This is a genomic window from Lacinutrix sp. 5H-3-7-4 (assembly GCF_000211855.2).
Lineage (GTDB): Bacteria > Bacteroidota > Bacteroidia > Flavobacteriales > Flavobacteriaceae > Lacinutrix.
The window spans coordinates 910,150-923,617 of sequence record NC_015638.1; the positions used below are offsets into that span (position 1 = coordinate 910,150).

A 13,468-nucleotide genomic window follows, 5' to 3' on the forward strand; every position below is an offset into this window, starting at 1 on the left:
TGATTATTGATAAAATTACGACTTAGACCAATAAAACATTCGAATATGATAAAAAAACTAAAATTTTTCCTAATCGTCACTTTTCTTTTTTTATCATATTCGAATATAATATATGCTCAAAAACCTAATGATAGCCTATTTAAAGCTTTCGCTTCATACTCTAAAATTTCAAGAGAAATTACCTTTGCTCATTTAAATAAATCAACTTATATAAAAGGTGAAACAATGGGTTTTACTTCGTACGTTTTAGATAAGAAATCTAAAAAACCTTCATTACTTACTACTAATTTATATTGTATAATTGAAGACTCTAATAAAACTATTGTAAAAAGTAAACTTATTAAAATCACTAATGGTGTTGCCAACGCAAATTTTAATATAGATACTACATTTACCTCGGGAGATTATGTGTTTAAAGCCTATACAAACTGGCAAAAAAATTTTAATGAACAAAATTTTTACACGCAACCTTTTAAAGTATTAAATATAGACAAGGAAAACAATAATAACAACACAGATATTGCAAAGCATAGCATAGATGCCCAATTTTTACCCGAAAGTGGTCATGCAATATATGATGTAGAAAATACTTTTGGAGTAATCACTAAAAATAAATATGGAAATAGTATTGCAAACGTTTCAGGAAAAGTTTTAGATTCTGAAAATAACATTATTATAAGTTTCAAAACAAATCATTTAGGCATTGGCCGTTTTTCTTTTACGCCATCATCTGATAAAAAATACAATGTAGAATTAAATATAGATGAAAAAAAATATCTTTTTAAACTAAATAATATTGAAAAAAAAGGAGTCACTCTAAATTTAAAAAGAACAAACAGTAAAGTTATTATAAGCTTAAAAACAAACAAAAAAACTCAAAGAGATATTAAAAATGAAGCCTATAGATTAACAATACACAACGGTGATAAATTAGAAATAATTGAAATTGATTTTCGAAATAAAACTGAAATAACTTCTTTAATAAACTTAAGCAAGCTAAATACGGGTATAAATGTTTTTACACTTTTTAACTCTGAAAACAAGCCAATTCTTGAACGTTTATTTTTCAATTATAATGGAATTAACACACTAAACAAAGTTACAAGCAGTTTTTCTAAGTTAGCAGATTCTACTATAATAAATTTAAAATTTGATGCATCTAATTACAACAATTTAAGTATTTCTGTTTTACCTGAAAATACAAGATCTTATAATCATCATCATAATATTTTATCTTATACTTTTTTACAACCTTATATAAATAGTTACATAGAGAATGCTAAATATTATTTTACAGATATTTCTTCAAAAAAAATGCAGAGTTTAGATAATTTACTAATTACACAAGGTTGGAGTAGTTACAATTGGTTTAACATATTTAATAACCCACCAAAAGTTAATTACGTATTTGAGAAAGGAATTTACTTTAAAGCTAATATTAACAACTCTAAATCTAATAAATTTATAATGTATCCCACTCAAAATAATAAATCTATGGTTTTTGACACTTCCATAGGAGATAGTAAATTTGAACTTAGAGATTTTTACCCAATTAATAATGAAAAATTAAATATTGCAGAATTTAATAAAAAAGGAGATTTAAAAAAACCTGGATTGTATATTCAATTCTACCCTTCAAAAATTTCTAGCATAAAAAATAAAATAGAAGTTTTAAAAATTAATTCTAATTTTAAAAATATTAATACAGTAAATAATGTTTTTTTAAGTTCAAATCTTGATAAAACTCAGAAATTAGATGAAGTGTATATTGAATCTAAAAAAAAGGAAAAAAGATTAGAAAAATTAAGACGCTCTTCTTGGGGTAAAATTGATATTTGGAATGATAATATGAGAGAAAGGACTCCAAATTTAATGGCATATTTTAGTTCTTACTTCGCTACTGGTATAGATTCAAAAGGCAACCCATATATTATAAACAGAAATGCTAATAGTCTTACAGGCAGAACAAATCCTTTAGTTTTTTTAAATGATTTACCGTTATTAGATCTAGCCCGAATATCTTCTATACCTATGACTACTATAGATTATATAGAAATCAATAAAAGTGGAATTGGAGAAGGCATTAGAGGTGGAGCTGGAGTAATTAAGATATATACGAACGATAATTTAATGGTATCTAATAACTCAAAAGGAAAAAATTATAAATCTTATAAAATACCTTTAACTTTTAGTGAAGATAAAAAATTTTACAAACCGGTATATACTTCCTATACTAGTGATTTTTTTAAATATTATGGCGTTATAGATTGGATATCTAATTTAAAAATAAACAATAACGGTATAGCTTCATTTAAAATTGAAAACCCAAAAATAAAAAGTATAAAACTATTTATTGAGGGTATGACAAATGATGGAGATTTTATATCTACAACAAAAGTAGTTAACCTAAATTAATATTACTTTTACTCACATACACACTTCGTTAAACATTTGCTAATTGAGTTTTTTTTAATAATGTTTCATAATTGCGATTGTATTTTTATATAAATCAAAATTAGAAACCATGAAAAAACTACTATTACTACTTTTAACCACAGGATTCCTTGCTTCATGCGGAACTCCAAAAGTTGTAAGACAATCTGAAAAAACTATTAAAGGTCAATGGGTTCTTAATTCTATAAATTATAGCGAACCTGGGACATACAATGTAAAATTACTAAACGATACATCTAAAGAATGTTTCGAGCAAAGTACTTGGCAATTTATACCAAATAATAATACGGGTATATATAGTATTGTAAACAGTACTTGCGATACTGGAGATCGTAATTTTATTTTTACTATTCAAGAAACCGATGAAACTACTGGCCTTTATCACTTTCTATTAAAACCAACCAACGCAAAAGGTAAAAGTGAATTCAATCAAGGATTTAGATTAAAGTTGTCTCAACTATCAGACCTAGCCATGCAATGGCAACAAACCGTAAATGTAGATGGAAAACCATTTACAATTAATATGAACTTTTCAAAACTATAAAAACTATGAAATCAACAATATATAAAATATCTACAGCTATACTAACCGTTATGGTAGTACTTTCTATGTCAAGCTGTAGCTCTGTAAAAAATGCAAATAACAAACAAAAAGGTGGCGTAATTGGAGCTACTGGTGGAGCCATTCTAGGAGCCATAATAGGTAATAACGTTGGTAAAGGAGGTAATGGCGAATTAGGTGCCGTTATTGGTGGCGTTGTTGGCGGTGGCGCTGGAGTACTTATTGGTAGCAAAATGGATAAACAAGCACAAAAAATTGAAGAAGAAATTCCTGGAGCTGAAGTTGAACGTGTAGATGATGGAATTGTTGTAACTTTTGATGAAAACAGTGGTGTGTATTTTGATACCGCTAAGTATAATATTAATGCTGCTTCACAAGCAACCTTAAGTAAATTAATAGGCGTATTTCGTGAATATCCAGATACTAATATTTTAGTAGTTGGTCACACAGATAGTGTTGGTAGCGAAGACAGTAACATGACACTATCTAAAAATAGAGCTTACGCAGTTACAAACTACCTTACTAATCAAGGAATTAGTAACGCTAGAGTAACTACAAATTGGTTTGGAGAAGGACAACCTACAAATGACAATAGCACAAAAGAAGGAAGAGCGAAAAACAGACGTGTAAATATTGCCATTGTCCCAAACCAAAAAATGATTGATGAAGCAAAAACTCAGTCTGGAGAAAACTAAAAAACTTTTACATTTTCTTATTGAAAATTAAAAAGAGATAAATATATTACAAGACCTTATTAACAAATAATAAGGTCTTTTTTTATGCTTTTAAAATACATTACTTCTCGAACAAAAATTAACGAGAAATCTGTTAAAAACACGATAGAATTATTAAATCAAGATGCTACAATTCCTTTTATATCAAGATATAGAAAAGAAGCTACTGGAAATCTAGATGAAGTACAAATTGGTGACATTGTTAAATATAAAGAAGCATTTGAAACTTTAGAAAAAAGAAAAATTGCCATATTAAAAGCAATTGAAGAACAAAATCTTTTAACCGAAACATTAAAAGCAAAAATTCAAGCTTGCGTAGACTTAACAACTCTTGAAGACTTATATCTACCCTACAAAAAAAGTAGAAAAACCAAAGCCGAAAAAGCACGCAAAAATGGTTTAGAGCCTTTGGCAAAAATTATTATGAGTCAAAATGCAAACGACATAGAGTCTATTGCGTTTAAGTATATAAAAAACGACGTTAAAACGGCAGACCAGGCGCTTGAAGGTGCAAGACATATTATTGCAGAGTGGATTAATGAACGTACCGATATTAGAAATAATTTAAGAAACCAATTGCAACGCTATGCAATGATTTCTACAAAAGTAGTAAAAGCAAAAAAAGAAGATGATAATGCACAAAAGTTTAGAGATTATTTTGATTGGGAAGAAGCTTTAAACCGTATTCCATCTCATAGATTATTAGCCATTTTAAGAGCTGAAAAAGAAGGTTTTATTAGAGTAAAAATTGACATTGACAAAATAAAAGCTTTAGAGAATATAGACAGGAAACTTATAAAAAGTAATAATGCCTGTGCAGACCAAATAGAATTAGCCATTAGTGATGCATACAAACGTTTACTATTTCCATCTTTAAGTAATGAAGCGCTACAAAATGCAAAAGAAAAAGCAGATGCTTCTGCAATTTCTGTGTTTGCAAAAAACTTAAAACAACTGTTACTAGGTTCTCCACTAGGTGAAAAACGCGTTCTTGCAATAGATCCCGGATTTAGAACCGGCTGCAAACTTGTATGTTTAGATGCGCAAGGTACTTTATTACATAACGAAACAATATATCCACATCCACCAAAAAGCGACACAACAGGATCAATAAAAAAAATAGCCTCTTTAACCGAGGCTTATAAAATTGAAGCCATAGCAATAGGTAATGGCACTGCATCAAGAGAAACAGAAGCTTTAGTAAAAAAAGTACATTTTAAAAATGATGTTCAAGTATTTGTGGTTAGCGAAGCTGGAGCAAGTATTTATTCTGCATCAAAAATTGCACGAGACGAGTTTCCTAATTACGATGTAACAGTACGTGGCTCTGTTTCTATTGGGCGACGTTTACAAGATCCATTAGCAGAACTTGTAAAGATTGATGCCAAATCTATTGGTGTTGGACAATACCAACATGATGTAGATCAAGCTAAATTACAAAAACAACTTGATCTTGTTGTTGAAAATTGTGTAAACAGTGTAGGTGTTAATATTAATACTGCTAGTACTTCTTTATTAAGTTATGTCTCTGGTATTGGACCTAAATTAGCCGAAAATATATTTAACTATCGCAATCAAAATGGTGCTTTTAAAACTAGAAACGATATAAAAAAAGTACCACGGTTAGGTGGTAAAGCTTTTGAACAAGGCGCTGCATTTTTAAGAATTAAAAAAGGTACTAATGCATTAGATGACTCGGCAGTACATCCAGAAAGTTATAAAATAGTCGAAAAAATGGCTAAAGAATTAAAGGTTTCAATTAATGATTTAATTGGTAACAAATCACTACTTCAAAAAATAGATTTAAAAAAATATTGTACAGATACTGTTGGGTTATTAACCTTAGAAGATATTATAAAAGAACTTGAAAAACCAGGGCTAGATATAAGAGAGACAGCTAAAGTTTTTTCCTTTAATCAAAATATTAAAACTATAAACGATTTGGTTAGTGGACAATTATTACCAGGTATTGTAAACAACATTACAAATTTTGGTTGCTTTGTAGATGTTGGTATAAAAGAAAGTGGTTTAATACACGTGTCTAACTTATCTGATAGTTTTGTAAAAGATGTAAATGAGCATGTACACTTACATCAACAAGTTATTGTAAAAGTCTTAGAAGTTGATGTTTCTAGAAAACGAATACAATTAAAACTACATAAATAAAATAAAAAAAGCATCAACCAAATAAGTTGATGCTTTTGTTTTTGTAACATTACGACGCCTTTTTAATTGCTTCGCGTTTATTTAATTCTGTTTTAACAATTGATTCCCAATTTTCAATTCTTCGAGATTCATAATCTTCAGTAAAACCTTCATTGGTGTCATAGAAACAAAGTAATAATGGCGCTTTATTATTAGATTTAAATGATATTTTTAAGTCTAAATTTTTTAACCTTGTAACCTTATCTCTATCTGTTTTATAGTTTGATATGGACTCGCAAGATTGTATTTCTGAAACATTTATGTTTTTATATATTGCATTTTCATCTTTAAAATGAATATATGTAAACACTGTTTTATCTTTGGTTATTCCTATAAATTTGTTGTTCCAAACCTCGGTTTTTTCATATTTATAATTACTAGACTTTATAAGGTTTTCGGCTTTTTGTTTTGTTTTAGATGTGCTGTTTAGTCCTTTAAAAACAAATATTAAAAAAGGAATTACCACACTTAATACTACTAGTATTGCTAGTAGTGTAAATGAAATTTTCATTGTTTTATTTTTTAGATTTAATGTATAGAAAATCAATACAAAACCTTAAAACAAGCTTTTGTATTGCAATAATTTGAGATAAATTATTGCTTTATGTAAACCAATGAAAAGGATAAATTATTTGTGTTTTAGACAAGCCAACGTTAATGTATTGACTTATGCTTTGATACACTAAATAATGCGCTTGCTGTTCTTTAAATTCAACATTTAATAAACCTAATTTTTTAAAAAAAGAGTTGTTAGTTTCTGGCTGCGAATTAATAACAATTTCAAGGTTTGAGTTTACAATTATACCTTGATATTGAGAAGCTGTGTTTGCTTGGACAGTTTGTTGCGGAAATGATTTTTTTATAGCATTGATAGGGTCACTTTCTGTAGATAAGAAAGCGAATACACTAAAAAAAAGTGCTATTATTACGTACTTAAACCTTGCCATTATAAATGCTCTAATAATGTACAAAGGTATACTATAACTTGTTAAGAAGATGCTAAAGTTTTTACAAAAAAATTTAAGCTATATAACTAAAGCATTAAAGTGCCTGTAGAAAAACTATTGCTAAAACAAAACATATAAACGGAAGCGCTATTAGCAAACCAAAATTATGATTAGGAGCTTTCTTTTTTGTGAATTTTGCATTCATAATTTTTCTTGTTTTCCCATTATATTTCAACCAATTTTTTACATGTATAATTATAGCTGCTATAATAAATAATACCCAAACTTTATCACTAGAAATAGCATTATAATTCATTTGATTAAAAAATGCAGCAAAAAAACAGCCTAGTAAAAAGACTATTGCTATTTGTAATACCGAAGTATATATTAATGCTATAGTATTAGCCTTACGTTTATAACGCAGCTTAAAACGCATAAAAATGGTGTAAAAAATTTGGTCGAAAACTGTCATCCTTTAAAAGTAAAAAACCTGCTAAGTTATTAGCAGGTTTTTTTAATATAATTATTATAAAATATTATTGAGGTGTAAGTATTTTAACATTACTTAAGTCAATAGTAGAGGAAATAGTTCCATTATTACTATCATAAACAAACGCAATAACTGCATTACCACTTACACTTGATAAATCTATTAAACCAGTTGCTTCATATTCGTTGTCAAAAAAGCCATCATTATCTGATAGAGCTACAATTTGATCTGTTCCTATTTCAACCCATGTAAATGTTGAAGGATCGTTACCTGAAACATAGTCGTTTGAATAATAAGCTTTTAAAGGCTCTCCATTATTAAAAGCATCGGCAATTTCTAAAACTAGTTGCTCACCTTCTTGTGCATCAAAATCAAAAGATGGAGATACTAAGTAACTTACCATATTTACAATAGTTCCACTTGAGAAAGCTGAAGCACGTGCATAAAAATCATCATTAAAATCTTGAGCATTCCAAGATGAAGTTCCAACTGTATTATAAACATCCCAACCTGCTAAACCATCTGTAAAATCTTCTTCAAAAACAACGTTAAAATCATTAATATCGAATGGGTCACATCTTTCTGGATTAGTAAAGTCTATATCGTTTGTTGAGTTTAATACTATTACATTAAAATCGTCTCCAAAATCTCTTGTATAAACACCTTTTATAGTTCCAGTACCTTGAGGTAATTGAGCGTTTTTAAAATCTGCAAATGTACTTGTCTGTAAATCTATAGTTCCATCTGTGTCACAGTTTTTAATTGTTCTAAAACCATCAAATTGATCTGAATCTTCACCTGCATATGTTTTATTTTTATCTGCAACTACTATTTGAGAGTTTGATAATTGTATAAATGTATTTTCATCTTCTTCTGATAAATCTTCAACAGCAACCATTTTAGGTATAATTGTAGCTACTTCTGCATCTCTAAGAATAAAGTCTGTATATTCTGGATCTTCAAGTTGTACAGAACTATCTCCTTCTGCCTTACCTAAAGTGTAAACACCGTTTTCTAAACTAACAGCTAAACCATTAAGTTTAATAAATACTTTTCTACCAAAGTTATAGTAACCTCCAAGATCTCCTTGGTTGATTTCTACTTTTAAACCACGTCTAACATCTGATACTGGATCTGTTGCATCTGGTGTGTTTTGGATTATTATTTCTTCGAAAAAGTTACCTGCGCTATCATCTGATACTACATAACCTATTGTATATATAGGCGCATCATTTTCTACTGAAAATACACCAACACTTTCACCATCTGCAACTGCTGCATCGTATGCTGCAACAATATTAGAGAAAGATGTAAATAAACCTAAAGAACTTTCGTCTACTGGTACTACTGTTAAGTCTGGAGTTGAAAAATCGTCGTCTTCAACACATGAATTTATAAATAGCACAGATACTAAACCTAGTGCTAGTGCTAAAATTTTATTTGTTTTATTCATAATAATCGTTTTTATTAAATATAAATTTTTCTTTTTAATTTTTAAAATCTTACGTAAAAGTTAACAAAATAGTTAATTCCTCTTCCGTACCAATATTTAGAGCCAAATACTCTTTCTTCATTAGCATTATCTTCTTGTAATGCTCTATAATCTGCAGTACGACCTTGCTCGTAACCACCTGTTTTATATTCTTTATCTAATAGGTTACCTATACTTGCAAAGAAACCTACATACTTATCTCCAATTTTCCAAGATTTTCCACCTACTAAGTTAATTACCATATAGTCTTCAAATTCTTCTTGGCTTAATAACTCTCTAGCTTCTTCTTCATTATAATCTGTATAGGTATTACCATCGATATCTTGAGTAAAGTATGTTGAACGTGCTAATGGACTTATATCTACATAAGTATTAGAGAAAAAGTTTGCTGTTGCACCAAACCACCAGTAATCTGGGTCTCTATATTCAAACCCTATAGAGGCTGCACGTTGTGGTCCACCTGCTACTTTATAATCTTTTAAAGCTGTTTTATAGATTTCTCCAGAACGGTTAACTTCATTACCTTGATCGTCTGTGTCTCTAAACTCTTCAGATGTAGAAGTAATGTATACAAATGGGTTGTTATCGTAAGTGTATTGACCTACAGAAGCAGCTCCTTTTAATTTAATTGTTGGTGTTACTTGTGCTTCTATTCCTAATTCACCACCAAGGTGTCTTTTGTCTGCATTGGCAACAGTTTCTTGAATAAATCCTGGTCTGTTACCTTGTGTGAAGTAAAATGATACTTCGTTTGCATCTTCAATTTTAGTATAAAAACCTGTTAAACGTGCTTTTACAATTGGAGATCTAAATATATAACTTGCGTCTATAGACTTAATTTTCTCTTCTGTTAATTCTACATTGTCTAAGTTTTCACCTAAAAATACGCCTACATAATCTTGACTTTCTCTTGAGTTAGTATATGTATTTCTTAATGTTGGTGCTTTTGTAATATAACCTCCATTAAAATCTAATAAGTGTTTACCTGAAATTTTATAAGTAAAACCAGCTTTACCGCTTATTCCTGTAAAATTTAATTTATCTCCTTTTCCAGATGAGTTGTCTAAACGTTCTGTACCATCTGCATTTCTATATACTTGGTTTTCATTTTTATATAAACCTTCGCGTTGGTAATCTGTTTTGGTTAAACCTCCAGATAAATAAAAATCTATTTTATTGTATTTAAATTGTGCTTGTGCAAATCCTCCAATTTCGTTAGCATATAAGTTATAGTTATATCTAAACTTATCACCTTCTTTAGCAATTATTCCTGGATTTAACAAATTGTAATCTGCTTGGCTAAAAGCATCAATATTTGAAATACCTACTGTGCTTCCTAAAAGATCTATAACTTCAGCAAAATTTTCAGATTTCAATCTTCTGTAATTAACACCTGCATTTAATAAAATGTTTTCGTTAATTTCTGTATTTAAAATTGTATTAGCTGTAAATAATTTATCGTCTGTTCTATCTTCATATAAAACATATGCAGCAGTATCTCCTGATAAATTATTAGCTTGATTATCTATAAAAATTCTAGTCCAATCTACTTGACCATCATTTAAGAATTCTTGTTCTGCTCCATAAGCTGCACCATAATTTGGTCCATCATCATCTATTTGAGATAAGTGGTAACTTGGTAAATCTTGATAATATGCTGGACTTGGATTGGTTCCTCCTGGATAATCTAAACGGCTATTACCTACTTTTCCAAATTGGTATCCAATATTTGTGTTTAATTGAGTTTTAGGTGTAATATCCCAAGTATGGTTTAACATTAAAATAGGCTCTTCTACCTCTTTAACACGAGAGTTTTTTTTCTCACCGTTTAACCAACCCCAATACTCATTATATTTAATACCTTTTAAATCGTAAACTTCTTGTGTATTAGCAGAAGACTTACCTCTTCTATTTGGCGCATAAATTGATGTAAAGTTTAAGCTATGCTTGTCGTTAAACTTTTTCTCTATAGATGCAAAAAATGAATTAGAATCGTATAAAGTTGCATCTTGGAAACCTTCATTTCCCCAACGGCGACCTGCCATAATTGTATATGCCCAACCATCTTCCATTAAACCAGAGGCGTAACTTGCCATGATACGGTTTGTATAACTTCTATTAGAAGATGAATATGTAATACGGCCACCTTCTCTATAAGATGAAGCTTTTGTATTAATATTTGTTGTACCTAAAATACCACCAAAGTTATAAGCTGAAGGCTTTAAACCGGTTGTTAATTCCTGATTACGAACAACATCATTTAATCCACCCCAATTACTCCATTGTGGTCTACCAGTATCAAATTTATTCATTTTAATACCGTTAATTAAAACTGATCCATTATCTGAGTCTAAACCTCTTACTCTAAAAAAAGAAGAGCTAAACTCGAAAGCGGCAGTTCTTTGAAAAATGTCTTGTGAAGATGATAATAAACCAGATATATTATCTGATCCACTTGTATCATCATTTAATTCATCATCAGATAAAGTGATGGTAAATAAATCTGCTTGACTACCACGATCTACTTCAAGAATCATATCTTGAATATCTACTGTTCTTCCTTCGTTTACAACAATAGCGTAGCGTTTTGGTAAAAAACCTGGTTTAGAAATTTTAAGCATTTGTTCTCCAAATGGTACTGGAGTTGCGAACTTAAACTGGCCAAGGCCATCGGTTTTTTCTGTCTGTCCTGTTTCTTCAACAGTAATCGTTACATCTGGAATAGGCTCGTTTGTTACAGCGTCTTTAACGCTTCCTTTTACTATAGTCTCTTGTGCTACAAGCGAAAAGGTTGAAAACATTCCAAATAAAAAAATAAATAAACTTTTTTTCATACTAGAAATAATAATTGTTTAAGGTTAAATTATAGTTATTTAACAGCGTGCAAACTTACATTATTTATTAGAAACATTTACCTTTGGCAAGCATTTTGTATAAATGAATAACATAAACATAACATTACACCAAATGAATAATTTAAGATTACTTTTTTTAATCGCTTTTTTAACTCCTTTTATTAGTGTTAATGCACAAGAGGAAAAAACTTATAAAATTCACACTGTTGCTTTTTATAATCTAGAAAACTTATTTGACACAGAAAATGACCCTGAGAAAAATGATGAAGCTAGCCCAATGATGGAAATTAAAGCAGATAGAGAGAACATTTACAAAAGAAAAGTACATAATATGGCAAGAGTTATTGCAGATATTGGTACAGAAACAACTGGAAATGCGCCTGCTCTTTTAGGTATTTGCGAGGTTGAAAACATTAAAGTTATTGAAGATGTTGCTAATGACCCTTTACTTTTAGCTAAAGATTATGGCATTGTACATTTTGAATCTCCAGATAGACGTGGTATTGATGTTGGTTTAATGTACCAAAAAGATTTATTTCAACCTATATCTAAGAGCTCTCATACTTTAAAAATTTATGACGATCAAACTAGAAAACGTGTTTATACAAGAGATCAATTATTAGTTAGTGGAGAATTAGAAGGTGACTTAGTACATATAATTGTTAATCACTGGCCTTCTAGAAGTGGTGGTGAAGCAAGAAGTAGAAGTAAAAGAATTGGTGCTGCTAAACTTAACAAACGTATTATAGACTCTTTACAATCTATAGATCCTTACGCTAAAATTATTACTATGGGTGACTTAAACGATGACCCAACAAATGCTAGTGTAAAAGATGTTTTAAAAGCTAAAAGAAAAAAGAAAGATGTTAAAGTAAAGGGTATTTACAATCCATACATTAATATGTTTAAAAAACAAGGTTTAGGCACTACAGCTTATAGAGATGCTTGGAGTTTATTTGATCAAATTATGGTTACAAAGCCTTTAATTGAAGAAGATTTCTCTTCTTTTAGGTATTATAAAGCTGGTATTTATAATAAAAACTACCTAACTAATAAGAGAGGTCGTTATAAAGGATATCCTTTAAGAAGTTTCGCCGATGGTGGATTTACAGATGGTTTTAGTGACCACTTTCCTGTTTATATTTACTTAATTAAAGAAGTAAATTAAAAAAAGAATATTTAAAAAAAAGAGCGATTTCTAATTAAGAAATCGCTCTTTTTTTTGATTAACGTTTAGCTAAACCACTGTTGCCATGGCAGCTTTATAATTACCAAAATTAGTGCTATTGTATAAAATATAGCTAAAGGCTTAAGTTTTCCTGCTGAAGTTAGCTTCTTTTTATGTTTAGAATAACCTATAGTAATTAATGCTACAGCAATTAACATAGTTAATGGGTGTTCTACTGCGTTAGAACGTAAGGCAGAATTTCCCATAACTTCTTTTACTGTATTTTCTCCAAAATAATCTGACACAAACCAAAGCACAATACCTATTAATAACTGAATATGAGATACTATTAGAGTGAATAAAGCGATTCTAAAATCTTTAGCTTCATACTCTTTTTTACCAAAATGTTTTATTAAGGCATTTGCGGTTGCTATAATCATCATTACAAAGACTAAATAAGCCCAGTAAGAGTGTAAGAATTTAACTGTTGACAGCATAGTTTATATTTTAATTGTTGTTTGGCAAATGTAATAATTATTGCGCATAAAAAAACCGCTTCTA

The 13,468-nt window shown here is 29.5% G+C and carries 11 protein-coding genes; 5 read left to right on the forward strand and 6 right to left on the reverse strand.

Features of this window, described 5'->3' with window-relative positions:
• The first annotated feature begins 45 nt into the window (after positions 1 to 45).
• From LACAL_RS04010 to LACAL_RS04025, 4 genes are all read left to right on the forward strand, one after another.
• Positions 46 to 2,415 (forward strand): hypothetical protein, encoded by a 2,370-nt coding sequence (locus tag LACAL_RS04010; protein ID WP_013869424.1) that lies wholly within the window; start codon positions 46 to 48, stop codon positions 2,413 to 2,415.
• Between the two features lie 109 nt (positions 2,416 to 2,524).
• Complete coding sequence (locus LACAL_RS04015) at positions 2,525 to 2,998, forward strand: lipocalin family protein (protein WP_013869425.1); 474 nt, start codon at positions 2,525 to 2,527, stop codon at positions 2,996 to 2,998.
• Between the two features lie 5 nt (positions 2,999 to 3,003).
• Positions 3,004 to 3,711, forward strand: a complete 708-nt coding sequence (locus tag LACAL_RS04020) for an OmpA family protein (RefSeq protein WP_013869426.1) — start codon at positions 3,004 to 3,006, stop codon at positions 3,709 to 3,711.
• Between the two features lie 84 nt (positions 3,712 to 3,795).
• The gene (locus tag LACAL_RS04025) at positions 3,796 to 5,916 is read left to right on the forward strand and encodes a Tex family protein (RefSeq protein ID WP_013869427.1); all 2,121 of its coding nucleotides are present in this window, start codon (positions 3,796 to 3,798) and stop codon (positions 5,914 to 5,916) included.
• Between the two features lie 49 nt (positions 5,917 to 5,965).
• Here LACAL_RS04025 and LACAL_RS04030 read toward each other — a convergent pair whose 3' ends face one another.
• From LACAL_RS04030 to LACAL_RS04050, 5 genes are all read right to left on the reverse strand, one after another.
• On the reverse strand, positions 5,966 to 6,466 hold the full coding sequence (locus LACAL_RS04030) for a hypothetical protein (RefSeq protein WP_013869428.1): 501 nt from the start codon (positions 6,464 to 6,466) through the stop codon (positions 5,966 to 5,968).
• 91 nt (positions 6,467 to 6,557) lie between these two features.
• Positions 6,558 to 6,902, reverse strand: a complete 345-nt coding sequence (locus LACAL_RS04035; RefSeq protein ID WP_013869429.1) for a hypothetical protein — start codon at positions 6,900 to 6,902, stop codon at positions 6,558 to 6,560.
• A 94-nt stretch (positions 6,903 to 6,996) separates the two neighbouring features.
• Positions 6,997 to 7,338, reverse strand: a complete 342-nt coding sequence (locus LACAL_RS04040; RefSeq protein ID WP_013869430.1) for a hypothetical protein — start codon at positions 7,336 to 7,338, stop codon at positions 6,997 to 6,999.
• 100 nt (positions 7,339 to 7,438) lie between these two features.
• The gene (locus LACAL_RS04045; RefSeq protein ID WP_013869431.1) at positions 7,439 to 8,845 is read right to left on the reverse strand and encodes a DUF5689 domain-containing protein; all 1,407 of its coding nucleotides are present in this window, start codon (positions 8,843 to 8,845) and stop codon (positions 7,439 to 7,441) included.
• A gap of 41 nt (positions 8,846 to 8,886) precedes the next feature.
• Entirely contained in the window at positions 8,887 to 11,718 is a 2,832-nt protein-coding gene (locus LACAL_RS04050) for a carboxypeptidase regulatory-like domain-containing protein (protein ID WP_013869432.1), read from the reverse strand.
• A 103-nt stretch (positions 11,719 to 11,821) separates the two neighbouring features.
• Between LACAL_RS04050 and LACAL_RS04055 the strand changes: the two genes are divergently transcribed.
• Positions 11,822 to 12,907, forward strand: a complete 1,086-nt coding sequence (locus LACAL_RS04055; protein ID WP_013869433.1) for an endonuclease — start codon at positions 11,822 to 11,824, stop codon at positions 12,905 to 12,907.
• Positions 12,908 to 12,972: 65 nt separating this feature from the next.
• Here LACAL_RS04055 and LACAL_RS04060 read toward each other — a convergent pair whose 3' ends face one another.
• Positions 12,973 to 13,404: a hypothetical protein gene (locus LACAL_RS04060; RefSeq protein ID WP_013869434.1), complete on the reverse strand. Its 432-nt coding sequence runs from the start codon at positions 13,402 to 13,404 to the stop codon at positions 12,973 to 12,975.
• Positions 13,405 to 13,468 lie beyond the last annotated feature (64 nt).

What these genes read in the sequence shown, in the direction of transcription:
- LACAL_RS04010 (WP_013869424.1), top strand. Translation starts at nt 46, where the DNA reads ATGATAAAAAAACTAAAATTTTTCCTAATCGTCACTTTTCTTTTTTTA.
- LACAL_RS04015 (WP_013869425.1), top strand. Translation starts at nt 2,525, where the DNA reads ATGAAAAAACTACTATTACTACTTTTAACCACAGGATTCCTTGCTTCA.
- LACAL_RS04020 (WP_013869426.1), top strand. Translation starts at nt 3,004, where the DNA reads ATGAAATCAACAATATATAAAATATCTACAGCTATACTAACCGTTATG.
- LACAL_RS04025 (WP_013869427.1), top strand. Translation starts at nt 3,796, where the DNA reads ATGCTTTTAAAATACATTACTTCTCGAACAAAAATTAACGAGAAATCT.
- LACAL_RS04030 (WP_013869428.1), bottom strand. Translation starts at nt 6,466, where the DNA reads ATGAAAATTTCATTTACACTACTAGCAATACTAGTAGTATTAAGTGTG.
- LACAL_RS04035 (WP_013869429.1), bottom strand. Translation starts at nt 6,902, where the DNA reads ATGGCAAGGTTTAAGTACGTAATAATAGCACTTTTTTTTAGTGTATTC.
- LACAL_RS04040 (WP_013869430.1), bottom strand. Translation starts at nt 7,338, where the DNA reads ATGCGTTTTAAGCTGCGTTATAAACGTAAGGCTAATACTATAGCATTA.
- LACAL_RS04045 (WP_013869431.1), bottom strand. Translation starts at nt 8,845, where the DNA reads ATGAATAAAACAAATAAAATTTTAGCACTAGCACTAGGTTTAGTATCT.
- LACAL_RS04050 (WP_013869432.1), bottom strand. Translation starts at nt 11,718, where the DNA reads ATGAAAAAAAGTTTATTTATTTTTTTATTTGGAATGTTTTCAACCTTT.
- LACAL_RS04055 (WP_013869433.1), top strand. Translation starts at nt 11,822, where the DNA reads ATGAATAACATAAACATAACATTACACCAAATGAATAATTTAAGATTA.
- LACAL_RS04060 (WP_013869434.1), bottom strand. Translation starts at nt 13,404, where the DNA reads ATGCTGTCAACAGTTAAATTCTTACACTCTTACTGGGCTTATTTAGTC.